The sequence below is a fragment of the Shimia litoralis genome (assembly GCF_005518135.1).
Classification (GTDB): domain Bacteria; phylum Pseudomonadota; class Alphaproteobacteria; order Rhodobacterales; family Rhodobacteraceae; genus Shimia_E; species Shimia_E litoralis.
Genome location: NZ_SULI01000020.1, coordinates 23,741 through 39,615, shown reverse-complemented (window position 1 = coordinate 39,615; position 15,875 = coordinate 23,741). Strand labels below are relative to the sequence as shown.

The window sequence follows — 15,875 nt, the reverse complement described above, 5'->3', positions numbered from 1 at the left end:
CTACTTGCGCAAACGCTTGAGGACATCGAGCGAGGCATAGCCATCGGGTACGACGCCAACTGACAGTTGGTAACTGCGCACAGCATTAATCGTGAGCGGGCCAATTTTCCCATCAATCTTTTGCGTGTCAAAACCCGCCCGCGTAAGTCGCTTTTGCAGGTCGATACGTTCTTTGTACGATAGGGCGCGATCCTGGCGCGGCCAGTTTGACTGGATAGATGGGCCGCCTTTTATTCGATCACTAAGATGCCCGACACCGATCACATAGGCATCCGCTGTGTTGTATTCTTCGATGGCTGAAAAATTGTTGAAAATCATGAATGCAGCGCCTTTGTGCCCTGCTGGTAGCAGGACCGATGCCTTGCCATAGCGGCGTGGAATCTTTTGACCACTCACGCTGGCGACACCAAGGCGCGCCCAATCTGTGGGCGATTTCAGCGTGTCCCGATCAGCAAGTGTATAGTCAAACCCTGAGGGCAGAGTGACTTCAACACCCCAAGGAACACCCTTTTTCCAGCCTGATTTTGCAAGGTAAGCGGCGGTGGATGCCAAAGCATCCGAGGGATCATCTGACCAGATATCACGCCGCCCGTCCCCCGTGAAATCAACTGCATAGCTTAGGTATGACGTCGGGATGAACTGGGTATGACCCATGGCGCCGGCCCAACTTCCGGTCATGTTGTTTGGTGTGGTATCTCCGTTTTGCAAGATGCGCAGCGCTGCAACAAGTTGCTCTTCGAAAAACTCTCCGCGGCGACCATCATAGGCCAAGGTAGCCAAAGCGGGGATGACTTGTGTGGACCCACGGAATGTACCGTATGCGCTTTCCAGCCCCCAAACCGCCACTACGACTTCTTTGTCGACCCCAAACCGGGCTTCAATGGCCTCCAATTTCTTGCGGTGCTTCTTGAGTGCTGATTTTCCGTTTCTGATGCGGGCGTCTGACGCCGCACTATCAAGATACTCCCAGATGGTTTTGGTAAACTCTGACTGGTTTCGATCCCGCTGGATGACGTTCGTGTCATAGGTGACATTTCGGAACGCTTGATCAAAGACCGTGCTTTGAATACCCGCGCTGAGCGCGCGCCCGCGAAAACCGTCGATCCACTTTTGAAATCCCATATTGCTTGCTGCTACTGGCACTGCTTGATCGATTGCAGGTCGCAGTACGGGCCGCACGGTCCCTAGGTTCTTAGCTAGGGCGAGTTGTGTTTGTGGTTCAGCAAAGTTTGGTCGCGCAGTGGGGCGTACCGAAAATTGTGGGGCGTCCGCAAACGCGGGAGGGGCTGCCCAGGCTGAGCACAGAATTATCGCCATTATTGGTACACGCATTGCTCGCCTCTTTGTCGGGGTTTTGGGGATGGTACCGCGATTGTTTCCTATTCGGAAGCAATACGCGATACCTCCTGCGGGAACTTGCTCATGATCCAGATTCTGCGCGTAACTTACGAATGGCATCGCGGAGCAATGCAATGCGGTTGGGCCGAAACGAAGCGTCGGTTACTTCCAGATTGCGCATGCGGTCCAAGCGAAATGCTCTGAAGTCGGCACGCAAATGGCACCATGCCAACAAACAGTGGCTTGATTGCAAGTATACAATCGAAAGGGGGTCGACGCTCCGCTGTGTTCGGGTCTCGTGAAAATCACAATAGTCGAACCGAATGGTCCGTTCTTCCCACGTTGCACGCCGCAGTGTTTGTGCATCAATTCCCGGTGGCGGGGGACGTTCAAACCTTTTTGCAGACAATACCGCATGCTCCAGTCGGTGCGATTGGCTGGGTGGAAGTCGTGCGCGCAGCTTGGACAAAGCAGATTGTGCAGCGTCTGCGAGGGCGGGGTCGCCCACGGCCATGACCTCTCGAAGCCCCAGTACGAGCGCTTCGATTTCGTCTGCGGCAAAGCCCAGTGGCGGCAGTGTTGCGTCTTCGATCACCGTAAAGCCAAAGCCAGCGGCACCATCAATAACCGCACCAAGGCTTCGAAGCGTATCAATGTCTCGATAGATTGTACGTTCAGACACATCCATTTCCCGCGCCAGTGTTTCGGCGGTCGCAGGTGGAGGCATGCTGCGCAAAGTTTGCATAAGTTGGAAAAGGCGAGCTGTGCGTGACATGATACGGGTATACTGCCACCTACTGACAGAAACTGGCAATAGGGTTTGCTAGAGTTTGGGGAATTCAAATCTAGGAGACTCCAGTGTTAACCTTGCTCACCTTTCCCGGCGGTTTTGAACAGCCAAGCCACAGCCCGTTTTGCATCAAGGCCATGGGCCTCTTGGAGATGTCAGGTCAAAAATGGCAACCAAAATACCTGTCCAACCCTTCAAAAATGCCTCTGTCACGTCTTCCGGTTTTGAAAACCTCGAACGGCTTGGTGCCGGACAGTGCGATGATTCAAGGTTGGCTAGAAGCCCGAGGCGCGGAATTCTATGACGGCTTGACCGATATCGAACGTGCACAGGCGCATGCGATCACCCGTATGGTCGAAGAAAACTTGCGCCTGGGTTTGGTGCATGATCGTTGGTTGAATGAAACATGTTGGCGCATCACACGCGACGCATTCTTCAAAGAAATCCCTGTGGTGTTGCGCCCAGCGATTGCGGGGCATGTGCGAAAAAAGGCGCGCGCGGGTCTTGTCGCGCATGGGATTGCCCAATTTACTGAATCCGATCGTCTTGGGCGTCTGGAAAAGGACTTGGATGCACTCGACCAATTGCTTGGCAGCCAGAAGTTTCTGTTCGGGGAAAAGCCATCAGGTGCTGATGTCGCGGTGGTTCCGGTTCTGGACGGCATACGGACATTGCCGGTCGCGACAGGCTTGCGTGTGTTGGTGCACGAAAGAGAGAGCCTTGTGGCGTATGTCCATCGCGGCAGAGATGCGTTCTATCCATCTCTGCCTGCCTAGAAACGATTGACAGTCACGGCCTTATCGGCGGCGACGCGATACTTTGCGTTTGGTTTTGTCCGCCTTGCGCTTGGCCTTTGTGGCCTTGCCCTTGGCGGGCTTGCCGCGACCGCGCTGTCCGCCTGTCGGAAGCGGTTTACCGTCAAGAGTCAAAAGCTCGAGCGCTATGCCTCCGGTCACGGGGGCAGCTTCGGTCAGGCGAACTGTAACGCGTTGGCCAAGGCCGATTGTAAGTCCGGTGTCTGACCCCCTTAATATCTTGGTGTCGGGGTCATAGTGAAAGTACTCGCGGCCAAGATTGCGCATAGGAATCAATCCGTCCGCGCCGGTTTCATCCATCTTTACAAATACGCCGAACTTGGCGATGCCGTTGATCTTGCCGGTGAACTCATTGCCGATACGTTCAGATAGATAGGCCGCAAGATATCTGTCTGTGGTATCGCGCTCGGCCATCATAGACCGGCGTTCGGTGTCGGAAATATGCGCGGCGGTTTGTTCAAGGCGCTCGATGCCTTCGGGCGACAATCCGTCGTTTCCCCAGCCATGTGCCGTGACCAACGCTCGGTGAACAACAAGATCTGCGTATCTGCGGATCGGAGAGGTGAAGTGTGCATATGACTGAAGCGCCAAGCCAAAGTGCCCAAAATTTGAAGGGCTATAATAGGCCTGCGTCATGCTACGCAGTGTTGAAATATTGATAAGCTCAGCGTCTTCGGTGCCAGCTGCGGCATTCAGCAAAGCATTGAGATGCTGTGTCTTGAGAACCTGACCTTTGGCCAGATTAAATCCAGCAGACTGTGCGGTTTCGCGTAGCGCATCCAGTTTCTCACGGTTCGGCTCTTCGTGAATACGAAACAATTGCGGGGCTCGCGCTGCAATAAGCGTCTCTGCTGCGGCCACATTTGCCAGAATCATGAATTCTTCGATCAGGCGGTGTGCATCCAGACGTTCACGAAACAGGATCGAGGCAACCTTGCCTTCTGGGGTGAGTTCGACCTTGCGTTCGGGCAGGTCCAAATCGAGAGGTTGGCGGTCTGCGCGTGCTTTTTTGGTGGCCTCGTACGCGTCGTACAGCGGGTTGATAATGTCGGCCATCAACGGCGCGCAGGTCTCGTTCGGGTTCCCATCACGGGCTTCTTGCACTTCTGCATAATTCAGCGATGCCACAGACCGCATCATGCCGCGCACAAACCGATGTCCGATTTTCCGGCCATGGCTGTCCAGCTGCATTCTGACGGCAATACAGGCGCGCGGGACCCCTTCGTGTAAAGAGCACAAATCACCCGAAAGCCGATCCGGCAACATGGGGACCACACGGTCAGGAAAATAGCTTGAGTTGCCGCGCTTATGGGCCTCGCGGTCCAGTTCTGATCCGGGGGTCACATAGTGGGCCACATCGGCGATAGCCACCCACACAACGTGCCCGCCCTCGTTTTTGGGGTCGTCATCTGCATGGGCCCAGCAAGCGTCATCATGATCGCGTGCATCGGCAGGATCAATCGTGACCAAGGGCATGTCCCGCATATCTTCTCTGGGACCAAGGGGGGCTGGTTTGGCCTTATCGGCCTCTGCGATCACTTGGTCTGGGAAGCTGTCCGGGATGCCGTGTTGGTGGATGGCAATCAAAGACACGGCTTTGGGGGCGCTGGGATCACCCAGACGTTCAACGATTTTCGCGCGGGGCAACCCCATGCGACCGCGTGGGCCGGTTTGCTGCGCCTCGACAAGTTCGCCATCTTTGGCGCCATTCGCGTGGTCAGCGGGCACATACCATTCTTTGCCATCGCCTTTGTCGATGGGCAGAATCCGCCCACCTTCGGTTGATTTGCGGAAAATGCCCAACACGCGCTTTGGGTTGGTTCCGATCCGGCGGATCAGGCGGGCCTCGTATTGGTGGTCGTCATCTGACACTTCGGTCAGGCGGCCAAGAATGCGGTCCCCTTTGCCCAGCGCGGGGTCGCTGGCGCGGGTAATCACCAAAATGACGGGTGCTTCGGCTTCGCTTTGCCACTCAAGAGGGCGTGCGTAAAGATCACCATCGGGGCCAGTCTCGGCCACCTCAAGCACGCTGACGGGCGGCAGCTTGTCCGGATCTCGGTAGCTGTGTTTGCGTTTGGTCAGATGGCCCTCTGCCTCGAGTTCCTTTAGAACGCGTTTGAGATCGATACGTGCAGCACCTTTGATGCCAAAGGCTTTGGCGATGTCACGTTTGGCTGTCTGGGTCGGGTTCGCGGAAATCCAGTTCAGGATTTCCTCTTTTGTTGGGATACGCATAACTTGCCCTATCATGGGATGTGGGTGGCGTCATTGGGAAATCGCTAGAGCGGCTGTGTGTCTTTGCGACGTTGTAGATCTTGAACGGTGTCGACATCCCCGAGGGTGTACGTGTGGGACATGCGATATCCGGGCAAGGTTGCTTCGCTGTCTGCGAGAGCGTGTTCTGTCGACCAGCGGACATTTGCGAGAAATGCCGGTGGAGGTGGCGCCGTGCGTTTCAAACCAACAAGCCAATACCCGCCGTCTGTTGCTGGGCCAAAGACAGCGTCATGATTGCCCAAGGCCCGAAACGCGGCGGCGATATGACCACGAGAGACGTCCGGGATATCGGCTCCGATGACACAGACAGGGCCAGGGGGCACTGATCGGAATATGCGCGCCATCCGATCCCCAAGGTCGCCTAGGCCCTGAGGAAGTCGAGGCAAGTGAGCGGGCCATATCCGGCTTGTCATGCCTTGGTGGTCGGGGCTGACGGCGAGCACGGTATCCCATCGTGGGTCCGTGATGTTACGCAGTAAGCGGGCGCTTTGATGTCGAAACCACCACGCAGCAGAGGTCATGCCGATGTCTCGACCCAATCTTGTCTTAACACGTCCGGCAAACGGTTCTTTCACCATAACCACCAGACGGGCACGACGGCGAAAATCAGGTGAAATAGTCACGCAAAACCCGTGAATAAACTGCCTTGAGCTGGATGATTTGTTCGACAGGTACGCATTCGTCCACTTGGTGCATGGTCTTGCCGACCAGACCAAATTCGACGACTGGGCAGTGGTGCTGAACAAAGCGCGCATCCGAGGTGCCGCCGCTTGTCGAGAGGGTCGGAGATACACCAGTCTCTGCCAGTACCGACTTGGACACGAGCTCTGACAACTCTCCCGGAGGGGTCACAAAGCTTTCACCTGAAACTTTCACCGACATGTCGATGGTGATGCCTGTGGCACTGGCCACCTCGTCAACCAAACCCTGCATCCAGTTGGTCAAGCTTTGGCCGCTGTGAGTGTCATTGAACCTGATGTTAACGGTTGCACGGCAGGTTGCTGGAATCACATTTGTCGCGGGATTTCCGGTGTCCATGGTGACCACGGCCAATGTCGAGGCATCGAAATGATCTGTGCCTGTATCAAGCGCATGTGAAGACAGCAGGTCCATCAGGTGCGCCATGGCTGGCAAAGGGTTTTTCGCCCGATGTGGATAGGCTGCATGCCCTTGAACGCCGGTGAATGTAAAAAAGGCATTTAGGGACCCGCGGCGTCCAATTTTCATCATTTCGCCCATCGTGTTGGGACAGGTTGGCTCACCCACCAAACAGACAGACATTTGCTCTTGGGTTTCGCTCATATGATCCAGCAGAGCCACCGTTCCGTCCAGCGCATCCCCTTCTTCATCACCAGTGATGGTAATAATCAGAGCGCCATCCGGGGGTGTTTGCGTTACCAGATCCACAGCCGCCGCAACAAATGCAGCCACGCCCGATTTCATGTCAGTTGCGCCGCGTCCGTACATGATCCCGTCTTTGATTTCTGCGCCGAACGGGGGCATGGTCCACGCGGTTTCGTCCCCCAAGGGAACAACATCGGTATGGCCGTTAAAGCCAAAACTGCGCGGATGGTTCTTGTCGCCCCATCGCGCGAACAGGTTGCAAATCTCGCCGCGATCCACGCGGGTACAGTCAAACCCTGCCTGAGCCAACACAGTCTCGAGAAGAACCAGCGCGCCACCCTCGTCGGGCGTAACCGAAGGGCAGCGAATAAGATCAGCAGTGAGCTTTACGGGATCAATTTCAGACATATCTTGCTCTTTCAAACCAGTGTTCCGAGTGTTTTCGCATACCCCAATCGGGCACGAAAGCCACAATTATTTGTAAGAACCGGAACAACACACGCTAAGCCCCTTAACACATGCGGTTTTTTGTTGTTTAGTGAGAGCAATAATAAGACCGAGGCAGGTCAATCAGCAGCAAGGCCAAAAAGGCCACCAAATCGTGAAACTCCCTGTATCGAGCAGTTGGCTTCACTTTACTCATTGGAAACGACCGAGGAATCTCGGCGTGTTGTTGTGCGATGTGCCTCTTTGCATGGGGCGATACAGGTATGGCACGTTTGCCAACGGATCGGGGCGCGAACGCGACCGAAATGGCCGAAACAATTTTCGGCGATGGTGTCACAATTGTGGACGCAACGTATACCGGCGATCGGGATTCGTCGGCAATTTACTCCAATGCGGATGTGCGTACGCCGGGTGTGGCCCCGTCTGATACAGGGGTTATTCTGTCTACGGGGGACGTGCGCGGGTTTACGAACCGCAACGGTCAATACAATCAGGACACCAACCAAACCACTGACTCTGATGGGCCCAACAATGTTGCCGCCTTTAACGCGGTGGCGGGGACAAGCACATATGACGCGGCCTATATGGACGTCACGTTTATTCCCACCGGCGATACAATGACGATGCAATTCGTATTCGCATCGGAAGAATATCCGGAATACATCGATTCCATCTATCAAGATTTCGTAGCGGTTTGGGTGAACGACGAACTTGTCCCGATGGCGATTGGGGACGGTGATGTTGACCCCGGCAATATCAACAACGGTGAAAACGAAAGCTTGTTTATCGACAACACAGGCGATGCGTACAACACCGAGATGGATGGTTTTACCATCACCATGACGTTGACGATGGATGTGGTTGCCAATGAAGAAAACACCATTCGTATCGCCATCGCAGACGTGTCAGATGAAAGCTATGACTCGAACCTTCTGATCGCCGCGAACTCTTTGCAAACGGCTGTCGTTGCTGAGACTGACACGATCAACATTGGATTGAATACGTCAAAGACCGTCGATCTGATGGACAATGATACCAACACTGGCAGCACTTTGACGATTACGCACATCAATGGTCAAGTGGCGACAGTTGGGTCTCCCATCCTTCTTGCGTCGGGTCAGTCAATTACCCTGAACATTGATGGTACTGTGACTGTGACCTCTGATGGTGACACCGAAGTCGCCAATTTCACCTATACCATCGAGAATGATGCGGGTGTGACAGATGTCGGGTTCGCGACAATCAATGCGGCCCCTTGTTTTGTTGTGGGCACATTAATCCGCACCCCATTTGGGGATGTCCCTGTCGAAGATTTGGAAGTCGGGGATTTGGTGGAAACCTATGATGATGGGTCTCAGCCAATCCGTTGGGTCGGAAGCCGTACAGTCCTCGCAGAGGACAAGCTGGCGCCTATTCGTATCGCGGCAAACACGTTTGGTGAGCATGAAACCCTGCTTGTATCACCGCAGCACCGTATTTTAATCAGGGATAGCCTTGCAGAAGTTCTGTTTGGTGACTCAGAGGTGTTGATTGCAGCAAAAGATCTTGTGAACGACCAAAGTGTCGTGCGCAAAGTCGGTGGGACGGTCGAGTATTTCCATATTTTGTTCGACACTCACCAAATCGTCTTTTCGCAAGGGCTTGAGACCGAGAGCTTTTTGCCCGGGCCACAGATCAACAACATCTTTGAAGCAGAAATTGTGGACGAGATATCGGCAATTTTTCCAGAGCTCGATACCGCAACTGGGCAAGGGTATGGCGCCGCGGTGCGGCCCGCGTTGAAACCATTTGAGGTGGGCGTTTTGTTGTGCCGGCCCGATGCAGCATAGGAGCGCAGTACGATGACTTGGATTGCGATTTCGGATAAGAAACACAAGTTGTTTAATCCAAAGGGTCTGTCGCAAGCGACTACACCAGCTGCAGGTGACCTTGATGCTCATGATGCGACTATGCCGTCGGGCAGCATTCTCATGGAAACTCGATTGTCGCCCGAAGATCGTCCACAGCTCTTGTTGGGTTTGGATGGTGGGTTGTCTCGAGACGTTAATTTTTCGATCCGCGCCGTACCAGGAGGTGGAATCGCTTTGGTGCACTCTATGGGGGCGTACCTGTGCCATGGTGCGATCAACCTTTCCGCAGAAGCTCGCACAGATATCCTGCGCATTACCTATAGCTGGGACATGGCCCATCGTTGGGCGCGCTTGTCTGTCGAGCGCCCAGAAACAGGGCACAGCGATCAGATCATTCTGAAAGATCCGCTTCCTGTGTCGTTGCTAGATATTCGTGAAATGGTGTTGAACCCTGCGCAAGGCGCGATGGCGGCGGATGTGTGTTTTCTAGCAGTGTCCGATTGTATTGAGCCCATTGGCCCCATGCCCGGACTTACGGCACAGACGCCAATTGCGACGGCGTATGGTACGAAATGGGCAAAAGACATTAAACGAGGCGATTTGCTTGAAACGCTAGACGGCGCGTCAGTGCCGGTGCTGCAAGTTGTGCGCCGCACGGTGCCTGCACGAGGGCTGTTTGAACCGGTTCGGTTGCGGACACCATATTTTGGCCTCAAGTGCGATGTCACCATGTCTTCGACGCAGAGGTTGGTGATTGGAGGCTCTCGCGTTGAATACCTCTTTAATGCTGAACAGGTTCTCGTGCCGGCACGCCATCTGATAAATCACACGGCCGCCTTGCCTGTCCGAGATACGGCGCTTGTGACATACCTTCAGTTTTTGCTCCCGGATCACGAGGCAATCAATGCCGCAGGGACCTATGTCGAGACGTTGGATATTGGTCGCATTCGGCGCAGACCAAACCTGTTGCGCTCAAGCTTGTTGGGCCAGTTCGAGCGCAATATGCTGCCTGAACACAATAAAACGGCGTATCCGGTGCTTGGATCGTTCGAGGCGCTGATCCTTGCGGAACAGCGCGCGGCTTAGCGGCTCGACTAGTGTAATGTGTCTTCTGAGCTATCGACGGCTTCTTCGCCGTTATAAAACGGGGTCAGCTGAGCGACGATGACCGAGTTTTCATCCAGCGCCCTTTGCATCAGGCCGCGCTCGTCGTCGTCGATCTCGTGGCCCTGTGCTTCGCGTTCTTCAAGGGTGCCGTATCCAGTGACGTCAAGCGGCGCAAGATCGGCCTGCTTTAGAATAGCCACCGTTTCGCGCACGGCTTCTGCTTCATCCACGCCACTGGCATAGATCATCAACGCACCACCGGTCGCGCCTTTCGGTAGGCCATCGTCCTCTTTGCGTCCAACCTGAACAAGGAGAGTGTACGCTTGCTGGCGAGATTTTTTCTTTGGTTTATCCATAGGCACCGCCTTATCGCGGGCATGGGGCGCAGGTCAACCACCGGTATGAACTTGCCCAATTCCGTTCAGAAACACAGAGCAAATCGACTCACCTTCGAGAGTGGGCGCGCTGTTGGAAGGTCATTCACCAAGCTGAGCTTCTAGGTGGTTTTTGGAGTGAATGCGGAAATTTCGGGCTAAAATGTTGAAAATGGACACATTGTTTCCCCTTTTGGGGAAGATTGTTGACGTTTTCCCCCAATAAAAGGGTTGTCATTATAAAGAAAATTACACATTTGCAGTGATATCTCGTGTGCGTGAGGTGAAGGATAAAATGATATGGTAACGGCGACAGAACTCTCTATCGATACTTCTGCAGACGCGATGGCGATGGCGAACGCGATGTTCGGGTCCGGCATTTCAATTGAATCAGCATCTTATACCGGGGCAAACAGCGCATCCGGCATCTATTCAGGTGGTGATCAGGACGCCCCGGGCTTAACGCCGTCGGATACCGGCGTTATTCTATCTACTGGGAATGCTGAAGATGTCACGCACAGTGATGGTGATGCAAACAGATCGGCGTCGACGACGACTCGCCATGGCCTTGCGGGCGATGAGGACCTAGAGGCGATTGCGGGCGCAACAACCTATGACGCTGCGATTTTTGAGGCAGAGTTTGAACCGGATGGGTCGACACTGACGATGCAGGTGACCTTCTCTTCCGAAGAATAACTAGAATATGTCAATTCTGGCTTTAATGATGCCGTAGGGGTTTGGGTGAATGGCGTAAAAGCCGAACTCACCGTTGGTGATGGCGATATTACGATCAACAACATCAACGACGAGAGCAACCAAAACCTGTATGTCGACAACCCCGCAGATGCCGAGGTCGCCAATACTGAAATGGATGGCTTTACTGTCACCATGACGCTGAAGGCGACCGTGAATCCAGGTGAGACAAACACAATCAAGATTGCCATCGCGGATGGCGGGGATGACAAATACGATTCAAATTTGTTGATCGCAGGAAACTCCGTTCAAACGGCACTGGTTGCCGGGGATGATGCTGTTGAAATTTCTCTTACGGGTGAACACACTTTTGATCTGACGACGAATGACGTGAGCAACAATGGCGCCACCCTGAATATTACGCATATCAACGGCCAAGAAGTCGTCATCGGTGAACCGATTGTTGTGGGTTCCGGCGAGAGCATTACCTTCAACGGTGATGGCACCGTTACGATTGTGTCTGATGGCGAGGTTGGGTCAAATGTTGTGTCCTATCAGATCGAAGATTCTGATGGGAACACCGATATTGGGTTTGTGACAATCACAACTGTGCCTTGTTTCGTTTCCGGAACCCGTATTGTCACCGTGCGTGGCGAAGTTCCAGTCGAGGACCTTGTTGTTGGTGACATGGTATTAACCCGCGACAATGGGTTCCAAGCGTTGCGCTGGGTTGGTCAAACTGTGCGCTCGGCGATCGGAATTGATGCACCCATCCACTTTGATGCTGGTGCGCTGGGCAACCACGATGCAGTAGAGTTTTCCCCAAATCACCGCGTTTTGATCACGTCGTCTATTGCCAGCATGATGTTCGGAAATTCCGAGGTCTTGGTCAAAGCCAAGGACCTTGTGAATGACAAAACTATCCGTCCTGTCGCCAATGGGAAGCCGGTGACATATCTGCATCTATTATTTGATCAGCATGAAATCGTGCGTGGAAATGGCCTCGATAGCGAGAGCTATCACCCGGGCCACGAAACACTAGACGCATTTGATATCGAAACCCGCGAAGAAATTCTGCGGCTGATGCCGAACACTGACAAGCTTACTGGCTATGGCTATGGGCCATCTGCACGTATTTCTCTTAGAAGATACGAAGCAATGACGCTTTTGCGTGCGTGAAGCGCATTCCGCTGGGGGCTGTCTTCTCTCGTTTGAGGGGGTGGATTACGGCTTTGAACATAAGAAATCGCGATCCCAGGCAATCATTCGGTGTGTGTTTCCAAGCTGCATTGCTTGGGAAAGCGGAGATGAAATTTCCCCAAAGACTGTTGAAACCAAGATCTTAGGGTCTGTCATCAACACCGGATCGTTCATCTCTTGATCGGTTGATCCGCGGTGAAGTGCCCGTATATCCATCATGACGACATCGCCTGCTTTGATCTCAAGTTGTTTGATCGTGTCTGAGCTCGCAAGCTGTTCCAACGCGTCATCATCCAACGGCGACGGATCAAGATGTGAGCCGGGAACAATGCGCAAACTCTTGCCATCCTGTAGATAAAGCAGGGCTTTTAAACATGGCGCGGTAGAGGTCGACCATGGATCAACGGAACCTAAAAACGATGCGTACTGCCCGCGCAACAGATCGGTGTGCCAGTGCTGAGACCGGTTCACGGTAATATCGCTTAGCCCGATCGCATAATGCGGCGCATTCTCATAGTGACTGTTCAGGAATTCCACAATTTCTTGATTTTGCGCAATCTCGCTGTGCATACCGCAAAAGGCGTTGAAGCGGTGAAAGCCGGCCAAATGAAACGAATGCGCCTGAGATCGGGTTTTGCCCATCTCTTCCAAGTGGTTTTGGGTGAGGGCGCGGAATCGCGTGACTGTTTCCGGATCAAAAACCTGACGAAGTACACAATACCCGTTTGTATTCAGTCCATCAGAGAGTTCGCTATCAAACATATTTCGTCCTTCATTTCAGCCACCAAACAGCGCAAATGCGCTGGGCTATTCTAATGCTACAATCGGATTTCTGTCTTTGATCCAGCGCTAGGACCGACCCAATTTGGTTTTTATTGAGTGCATAAGGCCGGTCTCACCCCAAATTCGCTTGGCCGCCCAGAGGTCGGAATAGCTGTTAGAGTGCCCCGCAATCAATTCATCAATGGAACAATTGTTCACCTTATTTCGTATCGCAATGACCTCGCCAGCCGGACCAACTTTGAGGATATTGGCGCGACCGGATTTCTCAACGGAAACAAGCTGTGAATCCCCGAAAACCGTTGTTGTCCAATCATCAGCCGCTGCAAGAGCGCGCCCGAACAGATAGGGGCCGGTGGGGTCCAGAGGGTGCTGTCCGTAATATCCCGCTTTGTGATGCGCAACGATCATATCAATGGCGCGTTCGAGTGCTGCCGCCTGCGGTTTTGCATAGATGATCGCGTTGCTTGTGGCCCAAGATGGATGGCCCGGGATGTCGCGAAATACGACCATGTTTGTGCCATTTTCAGCGGTAATTGCGCGAAGATGAAGATACGATAAGTCTGAGTAGAGCCCGCCAAATTTGTGCAACAGACAATACCGCGCCAAATCCGCCTTGAAAGCATATGGCGTCAGCGCGTGAAATGTATCTAGGACATCTCGGGGAAAATGATGCTGCAAAAAATCAGCGATCATATCGTGATCGAACATCTCGTATGTTGCGTCCGGATACACCGCTTGCAAAGATTCAATGTTGCGTTTGAGGTCGCTGGAAAATCGCGATTGGTCTACAGCACCATCTGTAATCAATATTTGAAAAATTCTGTCAATCATTGGTCGGCTCTTTTGGGAAATGTGCTGCGAGGCGCAAAGGCCAAACTATGAATATCTGTATCTTACCTAACAAAAGACACCAACCTTACAAATGCAATCTATCCCGCCATATACGCAACAAAAAAGGCGCACCCCAAAGAGTGCGCCCGAACGTTTGTGTTGCGACAAAGATCAGTCGCGCAACAGGTCATTGATCGATGTTTTAGAGCGGGTTTTTGCATCCACGCGCTTTACGATCACTGCACAATACAGGTTCACGCCGTTCTTGGATGGCATGCTGCCTGCGACAACAACGGACCCAGAGGGCACTTCGCCGTACATGACTTCGCCAGTTTCACGATCCACAATTTTCGTGGACTGGCCGATAAATACACCCATGCCCAAAACAGACCCTTCGCGGACGATACAGCCTTCGACGACTTCAGATCGCGCACCGATAAAGCAGTTGTCTTCGATGATGGTCGGGCCAGCTTGCATTGGCTCGAGAACGCCGCCGATTCCGACGCCACCGGACAGGTGAACATTTTTGCCAATTTGCGCGCAGGAGCCAACTGTGACCCATGTGTCAACCATGGTGCCTTCGTCGACATAAGCACCCAAGTTCACGAATGAGGGCATCAATACCGCACCCGGAGCGACATAGGCTGATTTACGAACGACACAGTTTGGCACAGCCCGAAAACCGGCTTCTTTCCATTCGCGATCGCCCCAGCCTTTGAATTTGCTGTCGACTTTGTCCCACCAACCGCTGCCTTGGGGGCCACCATCATGGAGTTCCATGTCTTTGATGCGAAAGCCCAGCAGGACCGCCTTTTTCGCCCATTGATTGACGTGCCAGTCACCATTTTCCATCTTTTCAGCCACACGCAATGTGCCAGAATCCAGCGCATTTAGGGTGGTTTCGATGGCTTCTCGGGTTTCCCCACCTGTTGTTGGGGTGATGGTGTCGCGGGCTTCCCACGCGGCTTCGATGGCAATTTCCAATTGGGCATTCGACATGAGTTTGGGCTCCATGAGTCAGGATTTTGTGCTTCATAACCGTATTGTGGCCGCGCGTCACCCAATCAATGCGACGTTTATGGGAACGGGTCCGGCGAAACATTTGCGCCGCAAATCAAAACGGCAATCTTTTCGTTGGCGGCGGGCACATAAGCGCCGGATATCAGCGCAGCCAATGCAGTGGCGCCTGCAGGTTCCACCAATTGCCGGAGTTCCTTCCAGAGCAGACGCTGTGCGATCAAAATTGCTTCATCTGTGACCAAAAGGGAGTCGGTTCCAGTGGACATCGCGAGATCAAAGCAAATATCACCGATCCGTCGTGCCCCCAAGGCATTGGCGGCGACACCGGACACATCGACATCAACGGGCTTCCCCGCATTAAGTGCTGCATTTAATGCACAGGATGTTTCAGGCTCGACCGCGATGACACGCCGTTGCCCGTCAAGCCAGGCCATTGTGCCGCCGATCAATCCGCCACCCCCCACAGCGACCAAGACGGTATCGGCGTCAAGCCCCTGTTGATCCCATTCCATGGCACATGTGCCTTGGCCAATGACAGTTTCAGGCGCATCATAGGCATGTATTTGCATGGCACCAGTTTCGGCTTCCCATGCGAGCGCTTGCTCTAGTGCGTTGGCATACGCCCCTGGTACAACTTGAAGGTCTGCACCTGCATCTCGGATGAGGCCAATCTTGGACGGGCCGGCCATTTCGGGCACGTATATGCGGGCGTTGTGCCCCAGTTTTTTGGCGGCAAAGGCTACGGCGGCCCCGTGGTTGCCTCCGGATGCGGCCACCAACCCTGCCGGAGGTACCGATTTTGACAACAGCGTATTGAATGCTCCGCGCGCTTTAAACGTGCCGGTATGCTGCATGTGCTCAAGCTTGATCTGTATCGGATACCCCAACCCAAAGCTGTTGACCGTCGCGACTGGGGTACGCAATACATGCCCTTTGATACGGGCAGCGGCGGCAGTAATCTCATCCGTCCAATTCATTTCACATCCCTGTCACTGGCTTTGTTTCG

Annotated in this window: 14 protein-coding genes and 1 pseudogene; 5 read left to right on the top strand and 10 right to left on the bottom strand. The window is 53.7% G+C overall.

Translation table 11 applies throughout. The annotated features are described in order from the left end of the window. Both FAP39_RS13845 and FAP39_RS13840 read right to left on the bottom strand, forming a co-directional pair. Positions 1-1,332 carry a lytic murein transglycosylase gene (locus FAP39_RS13845; protein WP_138016989.1) on the bottom strand — a complete coding sequence of 444 codons (1,332 nt, stop codon included), beginning with the start codon at positions 1,330-1,332 and terminating at the stop codon, positions 1-3. Between the two features lie 88 nt (positions 1,333-1,420). After that, complete coding sequence (locus FAP39_RS13840) at positions 1,421-2,113, bottom strand: helix-turn-helix transcriptional regulator (protein WP_138016988.1); 693 nt, start codon at positions 2,111-2,113, stop codon at positions 1,421-1,423. A gap of 83 nt (positions 2,114-2,196) precedes the next feature. Between FAP39_RS13840 and FAP39_RS13835 the strand changes: the two genes are divergently transcribed. Beyond that, positions 2,197-2,904 carry a glutathione S-transferase family protein gene (locus FAP39_RS13835; RefSeq protein ID WP_138016987.1) on the top strand — a complete coding sequence of 236 codons (708 nt, stop codon included), beginning with the start codon at positions 2,197-2,199 and terminating at the stop codon, positions 2,902-2,904. Between the two features lie 21 nt (positions 2,905-2,925). Here the strand turns inward: FAP39_RS13835 and rnr are convergent, their stop codons facing one another. From rnr to dapE, 3 genes are read right to left on the bottom strand one after another with little or no spacing between them, the layout of a single operon-like run. Further along, positions 2,926-5,178: a ribonuclease R gene (gene rnr, locus FAP39_RS13830; RefSeq protein ID WP_246059157.1), complete on the bottom strand. Its 2,253-nt coding sequence runs from the start codon at positions 5,176-5,178 to the stop codon at positions 2,926-2,928. Positions 5,179-5,222: 44 nt separating this feature from the next. Next, the gene (locus FAP39_RS13825; protein ID WP_138017005.1) at positions 5,223-5,798 is read right to left on the bottom strand and encodes a TIGR04282 family arsenosugar biosynthesis glycosyltransferase; all 576 of its coding nucleotides are present in this window, start codon (positions 5,796-5,798) and stop codon (positions 5,223-5,225) included. Positions 5,799-5,826: 28 nt separating this feature from the next. Beyond that, positions 5,827-6,972, bottom strand: a complete 1,146-nt coding sequence (gene dapE, locus FAP39_RS13820; protein ID WP_138016985.1) for a succinyl-diaminopimelate desuccinylase — start codon at positions 6,970-6,972, stop codon at positions 5,827-5,829. Positions 6,973-7,274: 302 nt separating this feature from the next. Here dapE and FAP39_RS13815 point away from each other — a divergent pair, with 302 nt between their 5' ends. Together FAP39_RS13815 and FAP39_RS13810 are read left to right on the top strand one after the other, a co-directional pair. Further along, positions 7,275-8,840 (top strand): Hint domain-containing protein, encoded by a 1,566-nt coding sequence (locus FAP39_RS13815; protein ID WP_246059155.1) that lies wholly within the window; start codon positions 7,275-7,277, stop codon positions 8,838-8,840. Between the two features lie 12 nt (positions 8,841-8,852). Then, positions 8,853-9,947, top strand: a complete 1,095-nt coding sequence (locus FAP39_RS13810; RefSeq protein WP_138016984.1) for a Hint domain-containing protein — start codon at positions 8,853-8,855, stop codon at positions 9,945-9,947. A gap of 8 nt (positions 9,948-9,955) precedes the next feature. Here the strand turns inward: FAP39_RS13810 and FAP39_RS13805 are convergent, their stop codons facing one another. Then, positions 9,956-10,324, bottom strand: a complete 369-nt coding sequence (locus tag FAP39_RS13805; protein ID WP_138016983.1) for a hypothetical protein — start codon at positions 10,322-10,324, stop codon at positions 9,956-9,958. 318 nt (positions 10,325-10,642) lie between these two features. Between FAP39_RS13805 and FAP39_RS17985 the strand changes: the two are divergent. Both FAP39_RS17985 and FAP39_RS17980 read left to right on the top strand, forming a co-directional pair. Next, positions 10,643-11,629: pseudogene (locus FAP39_RS17985) on the top strand (choice-of-anchor L domain-containing protein); the annotation flags it as partial. Next, positions 11,630-12,214, top strand: a complete 585-nt coding sequence (locus FAP39_RS17980) for a Hint domain-containing protein (RefSeq protein WP_425471433.1) — start codon at positions 11,630-11,632, stop codon at positions 12,212-12,214. Positions 12,215-12,259: 45 nt separating this feature from the next. Here the strand turns inward: FAP39_RS17980 and FAP39_RS13795 are convergent, their stop codons facing one another. From FAP39_RS13795 to FAP39_RS13780, 4 genes are all read right to left on the bottom strand, one after another. Next, a complete protein-coding gene (locus FAP39_RS13795) occupies positions 12,260-12,997 on the bottom strand; it encodes a phytanoyl-CoA dioxygenase family protein (RefSeq protein WP_138016982.1) in 738 nt (245 codons plus the stop codon). 87 nt (positions 12,998-13,084) lie between these two features. Next, a complete protein-coding gene (locus FAP39_RS13790; protein ID WP_138016981.1) occupies positions 13,085-13,849 on the bottom strand; it encodes a glycosyltransferase family 32 protein in 765 nt (254 codons plus the stop codon). Between the two features lie 171 nt (positions 13,850-14,020). Then, positions 14,021-14,848 (bottom strand): 2,3,4,5-tetrahydropyridine-2,6-dicarboxylate N-succinyltransferase, encoded by an 828-nt coding sequence (gene dapD, locus FAP39_RS13785; protein ID WP_138016980.1) that lies wholly within the window; start codon positions 14,846-14,848, stop codon positions 14,021-14,023. 77 nt (positions 14,849-14,925) lie between these two features. After that, entirely contained in the window at positions 14,926-15,846 is a 921-nt protein-coding gene (locus FAP39_RS13780) for a threonine/serine dehydratase (protein ID WP_138016979.1), read from the bottom strand. Positions 15,847-15,875: the final 29 nt, after the last annotated feature.